We start from the raw sequence: 22,248 nt of genomic DNA on the forward strand, positions 1-22,248 counted from the left end.
ATGCGATCGTCGGCAGCGTCAGATGTGTATAAGAGACAGGGCCCGGGCCGAGTCGCGCTGGCGGATCGCCTCCATGATCTGCGAATGCGCGTCCTGGTCATGGCGGTGCCGATCATCCGGGGACATGTTCAGCATGTCCAGCATCGCCGACCGGATGCGCGGCGCAAACGATTCGAAGAGCTCCGAAAGCACCGGATTGTGCGCGGCGCGCACGATCGCGCGATGGAACTCGATGTCAGCATCCACCAGCTTGTCGTCCGATCGAGCGGTCTCGGCGTCGGCCCGGTTCTTCAGCGTCACCCGCAGCCGGCTGAGATCCCTGGAATCTCTACGGCCGGCTGCCAATTCAGCGGCCTTCACCTCGATGGCCTCTCGGACTTCGAGGACGTCGTCGATGTCGGCCCGGCGTAGTACCGCATCCCACTCCTCGGATCGCTCCAGTGCGATGACGAATACGCCCGAGCCCTGCCGCGCCTCCACAAGTCCACGACCCCGCAGCTCCTTGACGGCTTCGCGCACAGTAGATCTGCCCACCCCGAGCTCGGCGGCCAGCGCCGACTCGGCGGGCAGCTTGGCTCCGATTTCCCACTCGCCCGCCGTGATACGCGCCGCGATCTGGTCTGCCGCCTGCTCTACGAGCGAGAACCTCCGAAGCTCTGCCATGGCGAAACGCTATCAGCTTGTCTGATGTGTCCGGTCGCAACCGCCCAACCCCGGCACGTGAGCCAACCGACACCGGATGCCGCGAAGTTGACCCAATCACGCGCCGCCTCTTGTCAGGTTGTCTGATGACTTATACGCTGCTGTCAGCCGCCGACGCGGCTTGTCCTCCGGCCCACGATCTCGACAGCCCCTGGGCCGCAGACCCTTTCACCACCCAAGAAAGTTGGCCAGTATGGCTTCCTCGGACGGCAATCCTCCCCCAACGCTGCGATCGGGCCAGATCGGCACCGGGGCAATCGTTTTCATGGTCGTAGCGGCAGCATCCCCGCTCGGGGCGATGTTCGTCGGGGCCGGCGCATCCATCGGACACGGCAACGGCATCGGCACCCCGGGTATCTACGTCATCGCCGGCGTGACCCTCGCCCTGTTCGCCGTGGGATACGTGGCGATGAGCCGCCATGTGGTCAGCGCCGGCGCCTTCTACGTCTACATCACGCGAGGGCTGGGCCGTGCTTTCGGCATGGGAGCGGCCATGATCGCGTTGATCTGCTACAACGCCTACGTCGTCGCACTGATCGCCTTCGTCGGCATCTCGACCCAGGGCGCCGCGGCAGCCGACCTGGGTATCGACCTGCCCTGGCAGGTTTGGTCATTGCTCGCCTACCTGGTGCTCGTGACGCTCTCCTACTTCCGGATCGAGTTCAGCGCCAAGGTTCTCGGTGTGCTGCTGGCGGCCGAGTTCGTCATCCTCGGATTGCTCGACATCATGGTCCTGGTCAAGAACGGCCCGGCCGCATTCCCCTTGGAATCGTTCACACCGAGCTCGGTTTTCACCGCGACGATCGGGGTGAGCATCGTTTACGCCTTCTCGTCGTTCACCGGCTTCGAAGCCACCGCGATCTACGGCGAGGAGGCACGCGAGCCACGCCGCACCATTCCACGGGCAACCTACATCGCATTGGCACTCATCACGGGGTTCTACGTCCTCACCACGTGGTCGCTGATCGCGGCATTCGGCGCCGATGGCGCAGTCCAAGCGGCACAAGAGGATTCGGACTTCGTCTTCAAGGCCAACAGCCTGTACGTCGGCGGAGTATCCGACCACATCATGCATCTGCTGGTGTGCACCAGCCTGTTCGCCGCGCTTCTCGCCTTCCACAACGCCACGGCCCGCTACATGTTCGCGCTGGCCCGCGATGGTGCACTGCCCCGCGCCCTCGCCCGGGTACACCGGCGCCACGGGACACCACACGTCGCGAGCCGGACTCAGTTGGGGTTCGCGGGGGCCGTCCTGGTCATCATGGCGCTCACCCGCCTCGACGTGGAGGACATCGCCGCAGGGTTCCTCGGCCTCGGCGCATTGGGAATGCTCTGCCTGCAAGGGCTCGCCAGTTGCGCGGTGGTCGGGTTCTTCGCGCATCGGGCCGACCGCGAACTGTGGCGCACCACCATCGCACCGACCGCCGCGGCCGTCCTCCTCGCGACCGGCATCGGCTTGTCCGTGTGGCACTTCCCGGCGCTGACCGGTGCCACGTCGAGCCTCATGAACCATCTCTGGGTGCTGTTACCCGTGGCCTTTGGACTCGGGCTGCTCGGCGCGTACTACATGCGCCGCGCCCGGCATGCCGACTACGCCGACTTCGGGCACCGAGACCCCGTACCCGACGGCGACACCCCAACCACCGTATCCACCAAGTGAAAGGAAACCCTATGTCCCCCACACTCCTACACCTGCCGATCCTCGCCGATCAGCTACCGGCAACCAAGGAATTCCTGGCCGAATTGTCCGGTCCGCGCGCGCAGGCCTACGCCGAATCACAACGCGAACTCGAGGTAGGCAAGGAGGCATGGTTCATCGCCCGATCCGGCGATGACGACATCCTGGTCGCCTACCTGGAATCCGTCGACTTCTCGGTGGCAGTGCAGCGGATGAGCGCATCGGCACGGCCGTTCGACCGGTGGTTCAAGGACCGGCTGCGCAGCTGCACGGGACTCGATCTCGACAATCCGCCGGCCCTGTCACTTCCGGAACTGGCCGCCTACTACACCGAAAGCTGAGCTATGAGCACACTTCTCGACCGCGCCTTCGAACTCAACCCAGCCATGCTCGCCGCGGCCATCGAGCTGCACCAAGCAGGTGCGGTTCCCTCGGCGACGCAACTGATCGACTTGGACATGATCGCCGCCAATGCCCGCCGCACCGCCGCAGCCGCCGACCAGCACGGGCTGCGGGTGTACGCGATGACCAAGCAGAACGGCCTTAACCCCTTCATGACCAAGGTGATGCTGGAGTGCGGCATCCCCTCCACGTGTGCAGTGGAAACGCTTCAGGCACACCGGATTCATCGCTACGGGTTCCCGCTCGGCAACGTCGGCCACATCCAGAACATCCCGGCTGCCCAGGTGCCCGCTGTGGTCGCCATGCGCCCCGAGTTCATCACCGTCTACACCTATGAAGCCGCGCAGCGGGTGTCCGCGGCCGCGTCGGCGCTCGGAGTCACACAGCGACTGTATGTCCGGGTGACCAACCAGGCGTCAACGGGAACGCCGATTGTCGGCGTCGACGACGGCGCGTTCAGTGGCCTCGTCGGCGGTTGGACCGAGGACACGTGCGTCGCGGGAATCCGCCCGCTGCTGGACCTGCCGAACGTCGAAGTCGCCGGGTTGACGCAGTTTTCCGCCATCAGCTACGGGGAGACCGGGGACCCGTCGGTGGTGAAACCGACCGAGGCATTCTTCACGATGCTGCGGGCCAAGGAGCTGCTGGAGCGTGAGCTCGGTCTGCGGGATCTGCATCTCAACGTCGGCGGCAATGCCAACGTCGGGACCTTTCCGGTGCTGGCGAGCTACGGCGTCACCGAGGTGGAGCCCGGGGTGTCACTGGCCGGCTCGGGCGGCTTCCACGCCAAGCAGGACTTGGCCGAACGGCCCGCGCAAGTCGTGGTCAGCGAAGTCAGCCACTTCTGGGGTGACAATGTCTACACGACGGGTGGCGTCTTCAGCTTCGTCTCCGATCTGTACGACCCACAACCCATGGCCGCGGCTGCAGGCACCGATCTCGAATCCGCCCGGGGGTGCCGCATTCCGTACCTCTACAACCAAATGGTCGACGCCCACGGGGTATTCGGCCCCGGCGAGCCGATGCCTGCGATCGGCGACACCGTGCTGATCGTCCATCACCCCCAGGCCTTCCTCGAACGCGGGTACACCGCAGCGGTCAGCGGCATCTCCACTGGGGCGCCCCGCGTCGAAGGGGTTTTCGACGCCGCATGTAACCACCTCGACGAGACGTTCAATGTCCTCCCGCTGCAGCACACCCTCGACCGACTGGATGCGGTGGGCAGGCACTACCGCGACGAGAACTGAGGCGAGGCCATGTCATCCACCACAACCGATCCCATGACCGTTGCCGGCCATCCCGTTCTGCCCGCGGTCGCCCGCTTCCTCGACGGTCCGAAGCGCCTGCTGATCGACGGCCAGTGGGTCGACTCCGGCTCCGGCCGAACCTTCTCGACCGAAGACCCCGGTAGCGGACGGTTGCTGGCCGAGGTCGCCCGCGCAGACGCGCAGGACATCGACCGGGCCGTGCGATCGGCCCGCCGCGCCTTCGACGCCGGGGTGTGGCCCAACCTGAAACCCAATGAACGCGAGCGCCTCCTGTGGCGGGTCGGCGATCTGCTCTCCGAACGCGCCGAACAGATCGGCCAACTGGAGGCGCTCGACAACGGTAAATCCGCCGCGGTGGCCACGGCGGTCGACGTGGCCTGGGCCGCCGATGTCTTCCGCTACTACGCCGGCTGGTGCACGAAGATCGAGGGCACGACGGTCGACGTCTCCATGCCCTTCGTTCCGGGCGGCGAGTTCCACGCTTACACGGTGCGTGAGCCCGTCGGCGTCTGCGGGCTCATCGTGCCGTGGAACTTCCCGATCCTGATGGCTTCCTGGAAGCTGGCACCGGCACTGGCGGCGGGCAACACCGTCGTGCTCAAACCCGCTGAGCAAACCCCACTTTCGGCACTCCTGTTGGGCGAGCTCTTCCTCGAAGCCGGCTTCCCGCCCGGCGTGGTGAACATCGTGACGGGGTTCGGGGACGCAGGCGCCGCGCTGGCCGCACACGACAACGTGGACAAGGTCGCGTTCACGGGGTCCACCGAGGTCGGCAAACGGGTGTTGGCTGCCGCCGGCGGCAACCTCAAGAAGGTGTCACTGGAGTTGGGCGGCAAGAGCCCCAACATCGTGTTCGCCGATGCCGATCTCGACGCTGCGGTGACCGGTTCACTCAACGCCTGGTTGTTCAACCACGGCCAGTGTTGCGTCGCCGGAACACGTTTGTTCGTCGAGGACCAGATATTCGACGAGTTCACCGCAGCGGTGGCCGACGCCGCCTCCCGCGTCACGATCGGGCACGGTCTCGACCCCGCCACCCAACTCGGACCGCTGATCTCGCAGAGCCAGTTCGACAAGGTCACCGGCTATCTGGCCGCGGGACTGGCAGACGGGGCACGCGCCCTGTGCGGTGGAAAGCGATGGGGCGACGCGGGTTTCTTTGTCGAGCCGACCGTATTTGTCGACGTGCAACCGGAATTCAGCGTGGTCTCCGAAGAGATCTTCGGCCCGGTGGTGGCCGCCATGCCGTTCCGGGCCGACGACGACATCGCCGCCGCGGCTAATGACTCGATCTACGGTCTGGCCGCAGGCATCTGGACGCGTGACCTCTCGCGGGCTCATCGGCTGGCCCGGCGACTGCAGGCCGGCTCGGTGTGGATCAACCAGTACAACGGCTTCGACACGGCGATGCCGTTCGGTGGATACAAACAATCCGGGTGGGGCCGGGAACTGGGTGCAGGGGCGCTCGACCTCTACACCCAGACCAAAGCCGTCAACATTGCGTTGTAGGCACTCCCGTCGCTGCGAGTCGGGCCGGGGCTCCGGCTCGACTCGCAGCCTCGATCAACGACACGTCGCGCACCGCCCCCTGGTCCGCCGAGAGCGCCATCGCGGCGTAGGCCCGCAATGCCGGCGACACCGCGCGGTCCCGGCGCTTGGGCCAATACCCACCGCCCTGCTCCAATCGGCTTCGGCGGGCATCGAGTTCAGCAGCGTCAACCTGCAATTCGATGCGGCGGGCCGGGATGTCGATGTCGATCTGGTCCCCGTCCTGAACCAGCGCGATGACGCCACCGGCCGCCGCCTCCGGCGAGATGTGCCCGATGGACAGCCCCGACGATCCGCCCGAGAACCGTCCGTCGGTGATCAGCGCACACACCTTGGCAAGCCCGACCCCCTTGAGATAAGAGGTGGGATAGAGCATTTCCTGCATCCCCGGGCCGCCACGCGGCCCCTCGTACCGGATCACCAGCACGTCGCCGGGCCGCACCCTGCCGGTCAGGATGACGTCCTGCGCCTCCTCCTGCGATTCGACGACCACCGCGGGCCCGCTGAACCGCAGGATCGAGTCGTCGACGCCTGCGGTCTTGACCACGCATCCGTCCTCGGCGAGGTTCCCCCGCAGGATCGCCAGTCCGCCGTCTGCGGAATACGCGTGGGCGACATCGCGGATGCAGCCCGCCTCGGCATCCAGGTCGAGGCTCTCCCAACGGCGGGACTGGGAGAACGCCGAACTCGAACGCACCCCACCGGGCGCGGCGTAGAACAGGTCGACGGCCTCGGCCGAGACCGTCGAAGACCTCGGATCCCACTCATCGAGCCACGCCGCGAGTGAATCGGCGTGTATCGCATGCACTTCGGTGTTGAGCAGACCTGCGCGCCGCAGCTCACCCATCACCGCGGGGATGCCACCGGCGCGGTGCACATCCTCCATCAGATACCTGCCGTTGGGTGCCACCTTGCAGATACACGGAATCCGCGTCGACAGGGCCTCGATGTCGGTCAGGTCGAAATCCACCTCGGCTTCGCGCGCCGCTGCCAACAGATGCAGGATCGTATTGGTCGAACCGCCCATGGCGATGTCGACCACCATGGCATTGGAAAATGCCGCGGCAGAGGCGATATTGCGTGGCAGCACCCGCTCGTCGTCCTCCTCGTAGTAGCGCCTCGCCAGTTCGATCACCGTCGCGCCGGCATCTTCGTAGAGTCGCCGGCGCGCCGTGTGGGTCGCCAGCGTCGTCCCGTTCCCCGGCAGGGCCAACCCGATCGCCTCGGTGAGGCAGTTCATCGAGTTCGCGGTGAACATGCCCGAGCAGGACCCGCAGGTCGGACACGCCGCGGACTCGACGCGCTCCATGTCGGCGTCGGAGATGTCGGGGGCGACCGCATCGGCCATCGCCGAAATCAGGTGCAGCCCACTGCGCACCGTTCCGTCGACCAGCGTGGCGGTGCCACCCTCCATGGGACCGCCCGAGACGAATACGGTGGGAATGTCGAGGCGCAGCGCCGCCATCAGCATGCCGGGAGTGATCTTGTCGCAGTTGGAGATACACACGAGCGCGTCGGCTCGGTGGGCGTTGACCATGTACTCGATCGAATCGGCGATCAGATCCCGCGAGGGTAGCGAGTAGAGCATGCCCCCGTGACCCATCGCGATCCCGTCGTCGACGGCGATCGTGTTGAACTCGCGGGCAATTCCGCCGGCCGCGCCGATCGCCTCACACACGATGCGTCCCACGGGCTGCAGATGGGTGTGGCCGGGCACGAACTCGGTGAAACTGTTGGCCACGGCCACGATCGGCTTGCCGAAGTCGGCGGCGGAGACGCCTGCGGCGCGCAGCAGGGCGCGCGCACCCGCCATGTTGCGGCCGTGGGTGATGGTCCTGGATCTCAATTCGGGCATGATGCCCATGGTTGTGGACCATGAGCGACAGGCGAAGACGGTCCTGGCTCTAGTACTGCGACTACCAGTTTTACTATTGAACGATGCCCAACCAGGCCGCCCGCGCAGAGCTCGGTGGGTTCCTGCGCATGCGCCGGGAATCGGTGGCCCGCTCGGAGCACGGTCTGCCACCGATTCGCGGCCGCGCCAACGGCTTACGCCGTGAAGAAGTGGCGTTCCTGTCGTCGATCAGCGTCACCTGGTACACCTGGCTGGAGCAGGGGCGCGACATCAATCCGTCGCGGCAGGTGCTCGACGCCATCGGGCAGACCCTCGCGCTCTCGCCCGCCGATCAGACGTATCTGCTGTCGCTGGCCGGGTTTTCGCCGGGCGGTACGGCACCGCCGGGTGAGCCACCCGATCATGTGCACCGCCTCCTGGAGGCGTTCGGCCGGTCCCCCGCCTTCGCGCTCGACCCGGATTGGGAGATCACCGCATGGAATCGCGCCTACGCAGCGCTGTACCCGCGGGTGCGCGCGGTGCCGGACGAAGATCGGAATCTGTTGTCGCTCGTGTTCACCGACCCGTCGATCAAATTGCTGATGCCCGACTGGGAGGTGGAGAGCCGACGCTTCGTGTCCGAGTTCCGCATGCAGAACGGCGCGCGGCTCGACGACGCCGCCGTCGCGCGCCTCCTCGACCGACTGCGTGCGAAAAGCCCCGAATTCGATCGCATTTGGGACGACCACGCCATCGAGGGCTTTCAGACCCGGATCCGGCGTTTTGATCACGCGGTGACCGGCGAGGTCGAACTGGAGTACCACCGGCTCACCCCGGCCGACCAGCCAGACCTCAACATCGTCGTCTACACCCCGGCCACCGACACCGCGGCGGCACAGCTCGACCGACTCGTCGACAGGCAGGCCTCGACGTAGGTGGCCTACTGCCGGCCCGACGACCAGTGCACGGCCGACGGACTGAGCAGCATGCCCAACGTGACGAGAGCCAGCACCCCGACGGCGATGCCGTAGCCCACCTGATGCGACGTGAACACGTACCAGGCCACGCCGAGCAGCAGCAGGTTGGCGAACACCCCGATGCCACGGCCCCAGCGGCGGCCGGTGATCAACGCCCATCCCCCGGCCAGCACGCCGCCACCGACGAGGACGAACCAGAGCGCCGTGCCGTATCCACTGACGATGTGCTGATCGGCGCCCGCCAGCGCGCGCACGACCAGGACCACGGCGGCGAGGAGTCCGAGCGCGCCTTCCGCGGCGATGAGGTAACCCGCGTAGCGGACGATGGGCGGCTGCACGGGCGGTGGCGTCATGGCAGTTTGCCGGCGAGGTAGCGGACGGCGTACTCGTATCCCGCGGGGCCGGCCCCGGCGATGACCATCTCGGCGACTGCCGACACGTAGGAGTGGTGCCGGAACGGTTCGCGGCGGTGGATGTTGCTCAAATGCACTTCGGCGACCGGCAATTCGACCGAGGTGAGGGCGTCGGGGATGGCCACCGAGGTGTGGCTGTAGGCGCCAGGGTTGATGATGATGCCCGCACAGTCGGCCCGGGCCGCGTGGATGGCGTCGATGAGGACGCCCTCGTGGTTGCTCTGCACGGCGCGTACCTCGAAGCCGAGTTCGGCGGCCAGCGCACTCACCGATGCCTCGATCTCGGGCAGGGTGGTGGCGCCGTACACCTCGGGCTGGCGGGTGCCCAGCAGGTTGAGGTTGGGCCCGTTGAGCAGGAGCAGTCGGCGAGCGGTCACCTCAGTACGGTACCGACGCCACTGCGCTGGGCAGCAAGGCGGACCGGCGCATTGTCAGTGCCGTATCCGTCATAACCGTCGACCCGCTGCACGAACTCGAAGAACACCGTGCCCACGGTGCGTGTGTAGAAGTGGATGAAACTGCCCGCGCCGGCTCGGTCGTAGAGCAGGTTGAGCTCGCGCAGTTCGGCGACCACAGCATCGTCGAGGCCGAAGCGCCCGGACAAATAGTCGTAGTAGTTGTCCGGTACCCGCAGGAAGGACAGTCCGTTGGCGGCCGCCGCGCGGGCCAGCGCGACGACATCGGTGCAGGCGAAGGCGACGTGCTGGGGCAGGTCCGCGCCGTCGAGGATGTGCGGCGCGACATTGAGCGGCAACCGTACCGAGCAGTCGGCGTTGCGCATGACCTGGCTGCGGACCAGTCCGCTCGGGCCGGGCACCTCGGCCGGGGCGTCGGCGGACAGGCCGAAGACGCTGGTGAGGAACAGCACGGCGTCTTCGGCGGTCTGCCACGGCTGAGAGAGATTGACGTGGTCGATCGCCCGGACGGGCGTCGTCACCCGGTCGGCGCCGCCGTCGAACTCGGCCGCCCACGCCGGCTCCGCGGTGTCGGAGGTGCTCCAGAAGAACGCGGTGCCGTCGGGGGCCACCGCGGCGCCCAGCGGTTGTTCGGTGGCGTAGGTGCGCCGGTACGCGACCGGCGCCATCAGTTCGGCAGCCCGGGCGGAGGTCGCGCCGGCGTCAGGCACCTGCAACCCGACGGCCGCTACGTGCGGTACCTGATCGCGGGCCTGCTGCTCGTTGAGCACGACGCGCGCCTGCCCTGCCGACCACAGCGACACCGGTTTGCTGCGGTGCCGCCCGCGCGGGGTGAAGCCGAGCTGGCCCAGCATCACCTCGACCTCGCTGGTGTCCTCGGCCTTGATCTCGACGAAGTCGAAACCGGTGGGCGGCTTGGCCTCGGTCAGCACATGCGAGACCTGGTCGGCGAGCCAGCGCAGCGACCGCAGCGCGTGCACGGCGGTGTGGCCCGGGTCGGTCTGCCGGAACGTGTCGTTGAAGACCTCCAACGACAGCGGCCCGGTGTACCCGGCGGCCAGGGTGTGCCGGACGAAGGCGGGCAGGTCGAAGGCCCCTTCGCCGGGGAACAGCCGGTGATGCCGACTCCACGACAAGACGTCCATGGTGAGGGCGGGCGCGTCGGCCAACTGCAGGTAGAAGATCTTTTCCCCGTCGATGTCCTCGATGGCGGCGGGGTCGTGGCCGCGGGAGAGCACATGGAAACTGTCCAGGCACACACCGACATTCGGGTGGTCGGCGAGCTCGACGATGCGCCACGCGCGCCGGTAGTCGTCGACGAACCGGCCCCAGGCGAGCGCCTCGAATGCGATCCGGATGCCGTAGCGGGCCGCGATATCGCCGATGCGGCGCAACTGGTCGGCGGAGACTTCCTCGGAGTCGACGGTGGCGGTCGCGACGTTGCTGCAGACCAGAACGGTGTCGATGCCGAGCCGCTGCGCGGTGGCAAACGTCGCGGCGGCCCGTCGCAGGTTGTCGGTGAACGTCGCCTCGTCGACGCCTTCGAGGTCACGCAGCGGTTGGTAGAGATCCAGGCTCAACCCCAGCCTGCGGGCCAGGTGGCGGATCTCCTCAGGCGAGTGATCGCTGGCGATCAGATCGGGTTCGAAGATCTCGACGCCGTCGAAACCCGCGGCGGCGCAGGCGTGCAGCTTCTCGACCAGCGAGCCGGAGAGCGAGACGGTGGCGATCGACATCCTCATGGCGTCGTAATGTACCAATTAGTTCATTAGAGTGGAAGAGGGCGCAGTGATCCGCCGTTCGCCCAGTAAGCTCACCGGACATGGCCGCCAAGCCCAAAGCCGAGTTGCAACGCGATGCCGAACGCACGCGCGCGGAGTTGCTCGAGGTGGCCACCGAGGTGTTCGCCGAGTCGGGCTATTCGGGCGCCCGCGTCGACGAGATCGCCGAGCGCACGCGCACCACCAAGCGGATGATCTACTACTACTTCGGCGGCAAAGAGCAGCTCTACCTGGCCGTTCTGGAGAATGCGTACCGCGGGATCCGCGAGGCCGAACAGAAGCTGCGGGTCGATCACGACAATCCGGTAGTGGCGATCCGCCGACTGGCCGAGGTGACGTTCGACCACCACATCGCCCACGACGCCTTCATTCGTCTGGTGTCGATCGAGAACATCCACCGCGGCGAATTCATTCGGCAGCTTCGTGAGCTGCCCGAACTCTCGGCCCCCGCCACCTCCCTGCTCGACGAGATCCTGCGCGACGGCCGCGCCGCCGGCATGTTCCGCGATGACGTCGACGCCCTCGACGTACACCTGGTGATCAGCTCCTACTGCGTATTCCAGGTGGCCAACCGCTACACCTTCGGCTACCTGTTCGGCACCGACCTCACCGAGACGTCGCGCCGGGCCCACCTGCGGCGCATGCTCGGCGACGTGGTGGTCGGCTGGCTCACCAGCCAGGCCTGATCGGCCCCGAACCGGAGATCCACCTCACATCGCGCCCTTGACGCGATCGGCATCACAGTGCTCTACTTTCCGTACGAACCAGTTAGTACATTAAGAAACGAGCGAGCATGACACAGCGGCAGCCCTACTTGGCGGGGCTCATCGGCACCGGCGTCGGCCCCTCGCTGACGCCCGCGCTGCACATGGCCGAAGGCCGAGCACAGGGGCTCGAATACGTCTACCGCACCCTGGACCTCAACGTTCTCGGACTCTCCCCCGACCAGGTCGGCGAGATGCTCACCTGGGCCCGCCGGCTCGGCTACAACGGCCTCAACATCACCCACCCCTGCAAGCAACTCGTCGTCGATCACCTGGACGACATCGACGCCACCGCCCGCACCCTCGGCGCGGTCAACACCGTCGTGTTCCGCGAGGGCCGGGCCGTCGGCTACAACACCGACACCACGGGTTTCGCGCACGGTTTCGCCGATGGGCTGCCCGGCGCCGACACCACATCGGTGGCCCTGGTGGGCGCAGGTGGTGCGGGCACCGCGGTCGCCGACGCCCTGTTGCGGCTGGGCACCGCCCACTTGAGCATCGTCGATCTCGACGTCGACCGGGCTTCGGCACTCGCCCACGAACTCACCGTCCGTCACCCGGACGCGCGCATCGAGGCCTCGTCGTTCGACAAGCTCTCGGTACTGCTGCCCAACACGGACGGCCTCGTACACGCCACCCCGACCGGCATGGCCGAACACCCCGGCGTGCCCTTCGACACCGATCTGCTGCACCCCGACATGTGGGTCGCCGACATCGTGTACCGCCCGCTGGACACCGCCCTGCTCCAGGACGCACGCGCCGCCGGTTGCCGGACCCTCGACGGCGGGCACATGGCTGTCTATCAGGCCGTCGACGCGTTCGCCCTGATCACCGGCATCACCCCGGACGCCGCCAGGATGTCCGCCCATTTCCGCGATCTTGTCTCGTAAACCGTCTCAGCCCAGCACAATTCGACTTTGAGGAGCACGCCATGACCACAACCGCCCCGCACCCTCCAGACGCCTCGATCGGGCGGACCCCACGGCGCGCCGCGCTGGCCAGCTTCATGGGCAGCGCCGTCGAGTACTACGACTTCTTCCTGTTCGGCTCGGCAGCAGCGCTGATCTTCCCGCACGTGTTCTTCCCGTCCGGCGACAAGGCGGCCCTGGTCATGTCGTTCGCCACCTTCGGATTCGCCTACATCGCCCGCCCCATCGGTGCCTTCGTACTGGGCCATTTCGGTGACCGCGTCGGCCGCCAACGGGTCCTCATGTTCACCCTCGTGCTGATGGGCCTGTCGACCTTCCTGATCGGCTGTCTGCCGACCTTCGACACCATCGGCTGGGCCGCGCCCGCACTGCTGGTTATCTGCCGTCTGATGCAAGGCTTTTCGGCAGCCGGCGAGCAAGCCGGAGCCAGCTCACTCACCCTGGAGCACTCCCCCGACGACCAACGCGCCTACTACACGTCATGGACCCTGACCGGAACCCAGGGCGGGCTCATCCTGGCCTCACTGATCCTCATCCCGTTCGTCTCCCTGCCCGACGAGGTCAAGTACAGCTGGGGTTGGCGGGTGCCGTTCTGGATGAGCGCCGTGGTGGTCGTCGTCGCGTACTTCATCCGTCGTCGGCTGCACGAAACACCGCAGTTCACCGAGGCGAAGGCCGCGGGCACCATCGCCCGGATGCCGCTGATCCCGTTGCTGCGCAACCACTGGGCTGACGTGCTGCGCGTCATCTTCTGCGCGTTCATCGCCGCGGTTTCGACAGTGTTCGGCAACCTGGCCATCGCCTACGGCAAGGAGGTGGGCCTGCCCGCCGACATCACGCTGTGGCTGGTGGTGGCGGCCAACGTGGTCGCGCTGGGCACCCAGCCCCTCTTCGGCAAGCTGGCCGACCGGATCGGCCGCAAACCGGTGTTCATCTACGGCGCACTGTCTTCTGCGGTGATGATGCCCTTCTACATGTTGTCCATGAGCGGCGGCAACCAGGTGCTCATCTTCGCGCTTGCGGTGGCGACCTTCTCCTTCGGCTACGCCGCGGCCAACGCCGTCTGGCCGTCCTTCTACGGCGAGATGTTCTCCACCCAGGTGCGCTTCTCCGGCGTGGCGATCGGCACCCAATTAGGTTTCCTGGTAGCAGGTTTCGCACCGTCGATCGTCACCGCACTCGGCGGCGTCCGGGACGGCGGCTGGGTGGTGATCAGCATCTTCACCGCCGTGGTCTGCCTCATCGCCGCAGGCGCCGCCCTGACGGCCCGCGAGACCCGGGGGGTGCCCACAGAACTGCTGGGCACTCGCGCGACCGCCAAGACTGCCGCGCAGTGAGAGTGAAAGAGCCCACCGTGAAGATCATCGACACCAATCCCGACAGCGCCTCGGCAAGCCAGGCCGAGATCAACGCCGAGATGGCCGCCATCGAAACCGCTTACCTGCAGTCCGGCATCGAGGAAACCCAGCCGCGGCTGGACTACGCCCCGTACCGCAGCAGCCTGCTGCGCCACCCGACCAAGGACCTGCACCACGCCGATCCCGAGACCCTCGAGCTCAGCGCTCCGGTGTTCGGCGCACGCGATGTGCACCCACTGGAATCCGATCTCACCATTGCGCACCACGGTGAGCCGATCGGCGAGCGCATCGTCGTCACCGGACGCATCGTCGACGGAGACGGCAGGCCGGTGCGCCGCCAACTCGTCGAGATCTGGCAAGCCAACTCGGCGGGCCGCTACATCCACAAGCGCGACCAGCATCGGGCACCGTTGGACCCCAACTTCACCGGCGTCGGACGCTGCCTCACCGACCACGACGGCACCTACCGGTTCACCACGATCAAACCGGGACCGTACCCGTGGAAGAACCACCACAACGCATGGCGGCCTGCGCACATTCACTTCTCGCTGTTCGGCACGGATTTCACGCAGCGGATGATCACCCAGATGTACTTCCCCGGCGACCCACTGTTCGCGCTGGACCCGATCTATCAGTCGATCACCGACGCCAAGGCCCGCGACCGCCTCGTCGCCACCTACGACCACGACGTCACCACGCACGAGTGGTGCACCGGCTACCGCTGGGACATCGTCCTGACCGGTTCGCAGCGCACATATTTCGAGGAGAACCACTGATGGGCGCCACGCCACAGGCCACTCTGCTGACGGCCACCCCGGGCCAGACCATCGGCCCGTTCTACGGCTACGCGCTGCCGTTCGAACGCGGCAACGAGCTTGTCCCCCCGGGCATCCCGGGCGCCATCCGCTTCCATGGCACGGTCACCGACGGTGACGGCAGACCGGTGCCCGACGCGATGCTGGAGATCTGGCAGGCCGACGCCGAGGGCAACGTCGCACACACCGCGGGTCCGCTACGCCGCGACGGCTGGACGTTCACCGGGTTCGGCCGGGTCTCCACCGACGACGAAGGCCACTTCGGTTTCAGCACAGTCGAACCCGGGGCCACCGATCCAGGCCGTGCCCCGTTCATCGCCGTCACCGTGTTCGGGCGCGGCTTGCTCAACCGCCTGTTCACCCGCGCCTATGTGCCCGGTCCGAACTGCGCCGCCGAACCGCTGCTGGCCGGCCTGCCCGCGGACCGCAGGCAGACATTGATCGCCGAACGCGACGCGCAAGGCCTGCGGTTCGACATCCGATTGCAGGGTCGCGACGAGACGGTCTTCCTGCGGTATCCGGGCCAGTGACCGACCTCTTCTGGCCCGGCGACCACCGAGCAGGGCCCGTGATGAGCGAGGCGGCGTTCCTCGGCGCGCTGGTGGCAACCGAAAACGCCTGGCTGGCAACCCTTGTCGCGGCAGGCGTGGCTCCCCCGGCGGCGGCCACAGAGCTCGGCACGCTGGTCGGGCGGGCGGATCTGGACGAGATCGCCGTCGGCGCCGAGCGGGACGGCAACCCCGTCACCGGCCTGGTGGGCCTGCTGCGGTCCCGGGCAGGCGTCGAGGCGGCACGGTGGCTGCACCGCGGACTGACCAGTCAGGACGTGCTCGATACCGCCCTGATGCTGTGTCTGCGCGACGCCTTGGCCGCGGTGCGCCGAGACCTCACCACCCAGGTGCGCCGCCTGGTGGAGCTGATCGAAACGCACCGTGGCGCACCGATGCTCACCCATACCCTGACCCAGCCGGCATTGCCCGGCACGGCGGGGCGCAAATTCGCGATCTGGCTCACCGCCGTCCTCGATGCGGGCGACACGCTCGATGCCCTACCCGAGCCCGCGGTTTCGGCAGGCGGTGCGGCAGGCTCCCTGGCGGCGACCACCGAGCTCACCGGATCAGCGCAGGCGGCGCTGCGCCTCGTCGAACAGTGGTCGGGCGCACTGGGATTAGCGCCTGCGGCGCCGTGGCACACCACGCGGTCACCCATCACGCGGACCGGTGACGCCCTGGTGGGGTGCTGCGACGCCTGGGGGCACATCGCCAACGACGTCGCCGCCGGGGTTCGCACCGGCGAGCTGGCCGAGAGCTCCGGGGGCGGATCGTCGACCATGCCGCACAAGAACAATCCGGTGCTGACGGTGCTGTTGCGCCGCGCCGCCCTTACCGCGCCACCGCTGGGCGCCACGCTGCACGCGGCGTCGGCCGCCGGCGTCGACGAACGCGCCGACGGGGGCTGGCATGCCGAATGGGCCACCGTGACCACGCTGGCCCGTCGCACCGTGGTGGCCGGTTCGCAGGCCACGGATCTGCTGGCCGGGCTGCAGTTCCACTCGGCCCGCGCTGCCGCCAATCAAGCTGCAGCACAAGGTATTTACGACGAACAGCAGACCATGAGCACGTTGACCGGGAAGCCCCCCGCGCCGGATTATCTGGGTGCCACCGAGGCGCTCGTCGACATCGCGGTGCGGCGAGCACACCAGTATCTGAAGGAGACGTCATGAGCACCTACGACGACGGCATGGCGGTGCGCCGCGAAGTGCTCGGCGACGCGCACGTCGACCAGGCCACCGCAGCCACCACGGAGTTCACCGCCGACTTCCAGCATATGATCACCCGCTACGCCTGGGGCGAGATCTGGACCCGCCCCGGCCTGGACCGGCGCAGCCGGTCGTTGATCACGCTCACCGCAATGGTCGCCCGCGCCCACCACGACGAACTGGCCATGCATGTCCGTGCTGCGCGGCGCAACGGCGTCACTGTGGAGGAGATCAAAGAGCTGCTGCTGCAGACCGCGATCTACTGCAGCGTCCCCGACGCCAACACCGCGTTCCGCATCGCGAGCCGTGTGCTCGCCGAGGACGGCGAGATCTGACCGACGTAGGGTGGGCCGCATGCGCATCGCCGTGACCGTCGGGGTCGTAGCTGTCACCGCCGCATTCGTGCTGGCGCCGACCGCGGCTGCCGACAGTGAGGGCGCGTTGGCCGACGGCCAGGTGCTGACGGCCTTCGACACGCAGGATCCCGCGATCGGGCGGCTGGACCCTCAGCTGCTGGCCGCCATCCAGCACGCCACCACCGCCGCTGCGGCCGACGGCGTGACCATGACGATCAACTCGGGCTGGCGGTCGCCGGAATTCCAACAACGCTTGCTGGATCAGGCGGTACAGACCTACGGCAGCATGGCGGCCGCGCGCCAGTACGTACAGACGCCCGAACAGTCCAAGCACGTCATGGGCCAAGCGGTCGACGTGGGCGGCCCGGGCGCCGACCAGTGGCTCATCGCCAACGGCGCGCGATTCGGCCTGTGCCGGATCTACGCCAATGAGCTCTGGCATTTCGAGCTCGCCGCCGACCCGTTCGGCACCTGTCCCCCGTTGCTACCCGACGCGGCGGGCTGACAACACCGATAGGCTCATGCCCCGTGCGCGCCGTGCTGATCGTGAACCCGAACGCGACGTCGACCACTCCTGCCGGGCGTGACCTGCTGGCCCACGCCCTGGAAAGCCGGGTGAAGCTGACCGTCGTCCACACCGACCACCGGGGCCATGCCATCGAGATCGCTCGCGATGCCACCCGCGACGGCGTCGACGTCCTCATCGTCCACGGCGGTGACGGCACGGTGAACGAGGTCGTCAACGGCATTCTCGGGCACTCCGGCGGCAGGCCTGACGCCGACGTCGCGCCTGCTGTCGCGGTGGTTCCCGGTGGCTCGGCCAACGTCTTCGCCCGCGCCCTCGGCATCAGCCCGGACCCGATCGAAGCCACCAATCAGCTCGTCGACCTGCTCAGCGATTACCGGCGGGGCGGCAAGTGGCGCCGGATCGGGCTGATGGACTGCGGTGAACGCTGGGCGGTGTTCACCGCGGGGATGGGAGTCGACGGGGCTGTCGTCGCCGCCGTGGAGGCGCAGCGCGCCAAAGGCCGCAAGGTGACCGCGTCCCGCTACATCCGCGTGGCGGTGCGCGAAGTGCTGGCCAGTGCCCGCAGGAATCCGGAGCTGACCCTGCACCTACCCGGGGCTGAGCCCGTGCCGGGCGTGCATTTCGTGTTCGTGTCCAACTCGAGCCCGTGGACCTACGCCAACAGCCGCCCGGTGTGGACCAATCCCGACACCACGTTCGAGACCGGGCTGGGCGTGTTCGCGACGACCAGCATGAACGTGTGGGCCAATCTGAAGCTGGTGCGGCAGATGGTTTCCCGCACGCCGCGCATCGCAGGCAAGCACCTGATCCGTGACGACGACGTGACGAGCGTGACAGTGACGAGCGACACGCCGGTCGCGTGCCAGATCGACGGTGATTACGTCGGACTGCGCGAAACTATGACGTTCACAGCTGTCCCAGAAGCCCTCGGCGTTGTCGCGCCACCGGCAAAAACCTCTTGACCTGCTATTACTGAGCCGCTACCGTCGTTTTAAGGCGCAGGTGAGTTGAGCCTAGTACAACCGAGTAAGGGTTCTGGTAACAGGTCGGGCAAGTGACATTGCGCACTTGTTAACTCGCGAGTATTGACATCTGTTCAGCCTGTGAAAGCATCGGATGCAACAGTGCAGAAACATTTCGTATGCACGCGTTAACAGCCGAAGAAAAAGCTCGTGCGCTTCGCTGCGCACACATACATATCTGACAAGGAGTTAGACCAATGGATTGGCGCCACAAGGCTGTCTGTCGCGACGAGGATCCCGAGCTGTTCTTCCCGGTCGGAAACAGCGGACCGGCGCTCGCGCAGATCGCTGACGCGAAGCTCGTGTGCAACCGTTGCCCGGTGACCACCGAGTGCCTCAGCTGGGCATTGGAATCCGGCCAGGATGCAGGCGTCTGGGGCGGCATGAGCGAGGACGAGCGTCGTGCGCTGAAGCGTCGCAACGCCCGCACCAAGGCGCGTACCAGCGTCTAACCCTCGCCTGTGCCAACAGGTTGCTACGGCCTCGACGAAATTCGTCGGGGCCGTAACTCTTTTTTGACGAATTCGATAGCAAATTGCGTTACGACAATCACATTGCGAATCGAAACGAAACTGTGCATTCGGCTGAGCCGGCGTCCTTACTGAATACCCCTGGCGCGTCGGCCGATCGGCACCCGCAGCACCACGTCGGTACCGCCATCAGGCGCGTCGTGCATCCCCAGTGACCCGTCGAGCTCTGCTGAGACCAGCGTGCGCACGATCTGCAGGCCGAGCCGATCGGACTTCTCCAGGCTGAACCCAGCAGGCAGGCCGCGGCCGTCGTCGTGCACCACCACGTCGAGCCAGCGGGCCGATCGCTCCGAGCGGATGGTGACGCACCCGTGCGGGGCCTTGACGTCGAACGCGTGCTCGATGGCGTTCTGGACCAGTTCGGTGATCACCATGACCAGCGCGGTCGCCCGGTCGGCGTCCAGCACGCCCAGGTCCCCTACCCGGTTGATCCGGATCGGGGTGTCCACCGATGCGACGTCGTTCATGATCGGCAGGATCCGGTCCACCACCTCGTCGAGGTTGACCTCTTCGTCGACCGACATCGACAGAGCGTCGTGCACCAGCGCGATAGAGGTCACCCTGCGCACCGATTCGATCAGCGCCTCACGCGCCTCGACGTTGTTGGTCCGCCGTGCCTGCAACCTCAGCAGCGCCGCGACGGTCTGCAGATTGTTCTTCACCCGGTGGTGGATCTCCCGGATCGTGGCGTCCTTGCTCAGCAGTGCGCGGTCGCGGCGCTTCACCTCGGTGACGTCGCGGATCAGCACAGCAGCCCCCACCCCCGCCCCGTGCACCACCAACGGCAGGGTGCGCAGCAGCACCGCCGCGCCGCCCGCGTCGACCTCCATACGCATACTGGAGCCGCCGGCGAGGGAATCCCGCACATGGTTGGCCAGTTCCTGGGCCTCGAACGGATCAGAGATCAGCGGGCGGGTGGTGGCGACAAGATTGTGCCCGTCGAGTTCGGAGGCCAGGCCCATCCGGTGATAGGCCGAGATGGCGTTGGGGCTGGCGTAGACCACGTCACCGACTTCGTCGAGCCGGATGAATCCGTCGCCCGCCCGGGGGCTGGACCGCGACATCGCCAAGTCACCCACGTTGGGGAAGGTGCCCTCGGCCAGCATGTGCAGCAAGTCGCCCGCACAGTTCAGATACGCGCCCTCCAGCGGACTCGCGAGCCGCCGGGCGGCCAGCGCGGTCTGATGGGTCAGCACGGCGACCACCTGGTCGCGGTGCCGCACCGGGACCGCTTCGACATTGAGCCCCGGCACGTCCTGAAGGTGCTGGCCGTCGGTGCCCGCCGCGATCGCACCGGACTCGAAGGCCGTGGTGACGACCGGGAGATCATCGGCGGCGGCGAGGGTGCCGACGGAGTCGGCGAGCAGCACAGTCGGCGCCGTGTTGGGCCGCACCTGCGCGACGCACACCAGCACGCCGTCGTCGCGACGGACCCACATCAGGTAGTCAGCGAACGACAGGTCTGCCAACAGCTGCCATTCACCCACCACCGCGTGCAGGTGGTCGACCGCGCTGCCGGGCAGGATGGTGTGCTCGGCCAGCAAGTCACCGAGAGTGGACATCAGCCAACTTCACGCGCGTGAGGAGCATCTACACCCTCAGCGTCAGTCGATCACCGCGATCAGATCGCCGGCCTGGATCACGTCGCCCTCGGCCACGTTGACCTTCGTCACGGTGCCCGCGACCTCGGCGAGGACGGGGATTTCCATCTTCATCGACTCGAGCAGCACCAGAGTGTCACCCTCACCGATCTGGTCGCCCTCGTGGACCACGACCTCGAGCACACTGGCCACGATCTCAGCGCGAACGTCCTCGGCCATTCTTCACCCCACTCACTCTGGATGCTGTCTGTATCCCGGGCTATATCGAACCACAAGACCGGGTGGACGGTGCTGTAGCCGGGCCGTGAGACACTGGGGAGCAAGCTCTCGAACATCTGGAGGAACATCATGGCCAAGCGTGGCCGCAAGAAGCGCGATCGTAAGCATTCACAGGCGAACCACGGCAAGCGTCCCAACGCCGGTTCGAAGTCAGTGCGCTGACCGCGTCAACCGCGATCTGAAGGCCGGGCCACCGCCCGGCCTTCATGCATTTAACAGGCCTTTTCCAGGCCTTTCGTCACTCAGCCCCTGATGATGGTGGTGCGGCTGATCTCGATACGCAGCCGCTCGCGCAGGCTGTCCGGCGCTTTCTCACCGCTGCACCTGCTGGCGATCAGCCGCTTCACGCGCTCCTCCACGCCGTAGTGGCGCAGGCAGGCCGGGCATTCTTCGAGGTGGTGCTTGAGCTTGTCCCGGCTTTCGGCCGTGCACTCCCCGTCCAGCAGCGTCCATACCTCGGCGATCACCGCCGCACATTCGGGATGTTCGGGATCGATGGGACCGATCGGAGGCGTCCAGCGCTCGTTCTCGTCGAAGTCGCTCATGACGACACTCCCTCCGGCGCGCCAATCTGCTCGCCTCGGATGAAGCCGCGATCGCGGGCCACATCGGCCAGCAGATCGCGCAGTTGCTTACGACCGCGGTGTAGCCGGGACATCACGGTCCCGATCGGCGTATCCATAATCTCGGCGATCTCCTTGTAGGGGAATCCCTCGACGTCGGCGTAGTACACCGCCATCCTGAACTCCTCGGGCAGGGCCTGCAACGCAGCCTTGATCTCCGTGTCGGGCAGCGCCTCGAGTGCTTCGACCTCCGCGGAACGCAGGCCGGTCGAGGAATGCTCGGCGTTGGACGCCAGCTGCCAATCGGTGATCTCATCCGTCGGATACTCCGACGGCTGCCGCTGTTTCTTGCGGTAGCTGTTGATGTAGGTGTTGGTCAGGATGCGATACAGCCACGCCTTGAGGTTGGTGCCCTCGCGGAACGACCGGAAGCCGGCATAGGCCTTGACCATGGTTTCCTGCAGCAGGTCCTCGGCGTCGGCCGGGTTGCGCGTCATGCGCAGCGCGCCACCGTACAGCTGGTCCAGAAGCGGAATGGCATCCCGCTCGAACCGTGCGGTGAGCTCCGCGTCGGTTTCCTGCGGCTCGGACATAGCCCGCTCGTCGACGTCAGTCATGGTGCGGAACACCGTCCCTTCTGTCGCGGCGCCGCCGAACTGCCCGATGTCAGTCGGACGTTCAAGGCACACGGTTGGCACCAAAATTCCCCTTCCGATCCTAGAGC

At 66.9% G+C, this 22,248-nt stretch carries 25 protein-coding genes; 16 read left to right on the forward strand and 9 right to left on the reverse strand.

The features are described 5' to 3' along the window. Positions 1 to 18 precede the first annotated feature (18 nt). Positions 19 to 663 carry a FadR/GntR family transcriptional regulator gene (locus A5784_RS19090; RefSeq protein WP_064946474.1) on the reverse strand — a complete coding sequence of 215 codons (645 nt, stop codon included), beginning with the start codon at positions 661 to 663 and terminating at the stop codon, positions 19 to 21. 232 nt (positions 664 to 895) lie between these two features. On the opposite strand from A5784_RS19090, the gene A5784_RS19095 reads away from it, so the two are divergent. Genes A5784_RS19095 through A5784_RS19110 form a run of 4 tightly spaced genes read left to right on the forward strand, consistent with a single transcriptional unit; the run spans position 896 to position 5,559 of the window. Then, positions 896 to 2,362, forward strand: coding sequence for an APC family permease (locus A5784_RS19095; RefSeq protein WP_064946475.1), 1,467 nt, complete (start codon positions 896 to 898; stop codon positions 2,360 to 2,362). Between the two features lie 11 nt (positions 2,363 to 2,373). Continuing rightward, a complete protein-coding gene (locus A5784_RS19100) occupies positions 2,374 to 2,721 on the forward strand; it encodes a hypothetical protein (protein ID WP_064946476.1) in 348 nt (115 codons plus the stop codon). Positions 2,722 to 2,724: 3 nt separating this feature from the next. Then, the gene (locus tag A5784_RS19105; protein WP_064946477.1) at positions 2,725 to 4,029 is read left to right on the forward strand and encodes an alanine racemase; all 1,305 of its coding nucleotides are present in this window, start codon (positions 2,725 to 2,727) and stop codon (positions 4,027 to 4,029) included. 33 nt (positions 4,030 to 4,062) lie between these two features. Beyond that, positions 4,063 to 5,559 (forward strand): aldehyde dehydrogenase family protein, encoded by a 1,497-nt coding sequence (locus A5784_RS19110; protein ID WP_064946478.1) that lies wholly within the window; start codon positions 4,063 to 4,065, stop codon positions 5,557 to 5,559. Here the strand turns inward: A5784_RS19110 and ilvD are convergent. Then, positions 5,543 to 7,453 carry a dihydroxy-acid dehydratase gene (gene ilvD / locus A5784_RS19115; protein WP_064946545.1) on the reverse strand — a complete coding sequence of 637 codons (1,911 nt, stop codon included), beginning with the start codon at positions 7,451 to 7,453 and terminating at the stop codon, positions 5,543 to 5,545. The genes A5784_RS19110 and ilvD overlap by 17 nt on opposite strands. A gap of 83 nt (positions 7,454 to 7,536) precedes the next feature. On the opposite strand from ilvD, the gene A5784_RS19120 reads away from it, so the two are divergent. After that, entirely contained in the window at positions 7,537 to 8,367 is an 831-nt protein-coding gene (locus tag A5784_RS19120) for a helix-turn-helix transcriptional regulator (protein ID WP_064946479.1), read from the forward strand. Between the two features lie 5 nt (positions 8,368 to 8,372). Here the strand turns inward: A5784_RS19120 and A5784_RS19125 are convergent, their stop codons facing one another. The 3 genes from A5784_RS19125 to A5784_RS19135 are packed head-to-tail and all read right to left on the reverse strand — an operon-like array spanning position 8,373 to position 10,980. Next, the gene (locus A5784_RS19125) at positions 8,373 to 8,762 is read right to left on the reverse strand and encodes a hypothetical protein (protein ID WP_064946480.1); all 390 of its coding nucleotides are present in this window, start codon (positions 8,760 to 8,762) and stop codon (positions 8,373 to 8,375) included. Beyond that, entirely contained in the window at positions 8,759 to 9,199 is a 441-nt protein-coding gene (gene aroQ / locus A5784_RS19130; protein WP_029373603.1) for a type II 3-dehydroquinate dehydratase, read from the reverse strand. The genes A5784_RS19125 and aroQ overlap by 4 nt, the downstream gene beginning before the upstream one ends. Further along, the gene (locus A5784_RS19135; protein WP_064946481.1) at positions 9,196 to 10,980 is read right to left on the reverse strand and encodes a bifunctional sugar phosphate isomerase/epimerase/4-hydroxyphenylpyruvate dioxygenase family protein; all 1,785 of its coding nucleotides are present in this window, start codon (positions 10,978 to 10,980) and stop codon (positions 9,196 to 9,198) included. The genes aroQ and A5784_RS19135 overlap by 4 nt, the downstream gene beginning before the upstream one ends. Before the next feature lie 80 nt (positions 10,981 to 11,060). On the opposite strand from A5784_RS19135, the gene A5784_RS19140 reads away from it, so the two are divergent. The 10 genes from A5784_RS19140 to whiB1 all read left to right on the forward strand — a co-directional run bounded on the left by A5784_RS19140 (position 11,061) and on the right by whiB1 (position 19,003). Then, on the forward strand, positions 11,061 to 11,705 hold the full coding sequence (locus A5784_RS19140; RefSeq protein ID WP_064946482.1) for a TetR/AcrR family transcriptional regulator: 645 nt from the start codon (positions 11,061 to 11,063) through the stop codon (positions 11,703 to 11,705). 107 nt (positions 11,706 to 11,812) lie between these two features. Next, positions 11,813 to 12,673, forward strand: a complete 861-nt coding sequence (locus tag A5784_RS19145) for a shikimate dehydrogenase (RefSeq protein WP_064946483.1) — start codon at positions 11,813 to 11,815, stop codon at positions 12,671 to 12,673. A gap of 41 nt (positions 12,674 to 12,714) precedes the next feature. Next, positions 12,715 to 14,049 (forward strand): MFS transporter, encoded by a 1,335-nt coding sequence (locus tag A5784_RS19150; protein WP_064946484.1) that lies wholly within the window; start codon positions 12,715 to 12,717, stop codon positions 14,047 to 14,049. 80 nt (positions 14,050 to 14,129) lie between these two features. Further along, positions 14,130 to 14,846: a protocatechuate 3,4-dioxygenase subunit beta gene (gene pcaH / locus A5784_RS19155; RefSeq protein ID WP_082944942.1), complete on the forward strand. Its 717-nt coding sequence runs from the start codon at positions 14,130 to 14,132 to the stop codon at positions 14,844 to 14,846. Then, the gene (gene pcaG / locus A5784_RS19160; RefSeq protein ID WP_064946486.1) at positions 14,846 to 15,415 is read left to right on the forward strand and encodes a protocatechuate 3,4-dioxygenase subunit alpha; all 570 of its coding nucleotides are present in this window, start codon (positions 14,846 to 14,848) and stop codon (positions 15,413 to 15,415) included. The genes pcaH and pcaG overlap by 1 nt, the downstream gene beginning before the upstream one ends. Then, positions 15,412 to 16,608, forward strand: a complete 1,197-nt coding sequence (locus tag A5784_RS19165; RefSeq protein ID WP_064946487.1) for a lyase family protein — start codon at positions 15,412 to 15,414, stop codon at positions 16,606 to 16,608. The genes pcaG and A5784_RS19165 overlap by 4 nt, the downstream gene beginning before the upstream one ends. Beyond that, positions 16,605 to 16,979, forward strand: a complete 375-nt coding sequence (pcaC, locus tag A5784_RS19170) for a 4-carboxymuconolactone decarboxylase (protein ID WP_064946488.1) — start codon at positions 16,605 to 16,607, stop codon at positions 16,977 to 16,979. Before A5784_RS19165 ends, pcaC begins: the two co-directional genes overlap by 4 nt. Before the next feature lie 19 nt (positions 16,980 to 16,998). After that, positions 16,999 to 17,505, forward strand: coding sequence for a M15 family metallopeptidase (locus A5784_RS19175; RefSeq protein WP_064946489.1), 507 nt, complete (start codon positions 16,999 to 17,001; stop codon positions 17,503 to 17,505). Positions 17,506 to 17,528: 23 nt separating this feature from the next. Continuing rightward, positions 17,529 to 18,491: a diacylglycerol/lipid kinase family protein gene (locus A5784_RS19180; RefSeq protein WP_064946490.1), complete on the forward strand. Its 963-nt coding sequence runs from the start codon at positions 17,529 to 17,531 to the stop codon at positions 18,489 to 18,491. Positions 18,492 to 18,748: 257 nt separating this feature from the next. After that, positions 18,749 to 19,003 (forward strand): transcriptional regulator WhiB1, encoded by a 255-nt coding sequence (whiB1, locus tag A5784_RS19185; RefSeq protein WP_029373613.1) that lies wholly within the window; start codon positions 18,749 to 18,751, stop codon positions 19,001 to 19,003. 146 nt (positions 19,004 to 19,149) lie between these two features. Here whiB1 and A5784_RS19190 read toward each other — a convergent pair whose 3' ends face one another. Beyond that, entirely contained in the window at positions 19,150 to 20,643 is a 1,494-nt protein-coding gene (locus A5784_RS19190; RefSeq protein WP_064946491.1) for a sensor histidine kinase, read from the reverse strand. Between the two features lie 42 nt (positions 20,644 to 20,685). Continuing rightward, the gene (locus A5784_RS19195; RefSeq protein WP_029373615.1) at positions 20,686 to 20,901 is read right to left on the reverse strand and encodes a biotin/lipoyl-binding carrier protein; all 216 of its coding nucleotides are present in this window, start codon (positions 20,899 to 20,901) and stop codon (positions 20,686 to 20,688) included. A 129-nt stretch (positions 20,902 to 21,030) separates the two neighbouring features. On the opposite strand from A5784_RS19195, the gene A5784_RS39965 reads away from it, so the two are divergent. Further along, the gene (locus tag A5784_RS39965; protein WP_087078850.1) at positions 21,031 to 21,123 is read left to right on the forward strand and encodes a 50S ribosomal protein bL37; all 93 of its coding nucleotides are present in this window, start codon (positions 21,031 to 21,033) and stop codon (positions 21,121 to 21,123) included. A gap of 80 nt (positions 21,124 to 21,203) precedes the next feature. On the opposite strand, the gene rsrA is transcribed toward A5784_RS39965, so the two are convergent. Further along, positions 21,204 to 21,506 (reverse strand): mycothiol system anti-sigma-R factor, encoded by a 303-nt coding sequence (gene rsrA / locus A5784_RS19200; protein WP_064946492.1) that lies wholly within the window; start codon positions 21,504 to 21,506, stop codon positions 21,204 to 21,206. After that, positions 21,503 to 22,141 (reverse strand): sigma-70 family RNA polymerase sigma factor, encoded by a 639-nt coding sequence (locus tag A5784_RS19205; RefSeq protein ID WP_197514798.1) that lies wholly within the window; start codon positions 22,139 to 22,141, stop codon positions 21,503 to 21,505. The genes rsrA and A5784_RS19205 overlap by 4 nt, the downstream gene beginning before the upstream one ends. Positions 22,142 to 22,248: the final 107 nt, after the last annotated feature.

Origin of the sequence: Mycobacterium sp. 852013-50091_SCH5140682, assembly GCF_001665685.1 — a bacterium.
Lineage (GTDB): Bacteria > Actinomycetota > Actinomycetes > Mycobacteriales > Mycobacteriaceae > Mycobacterium.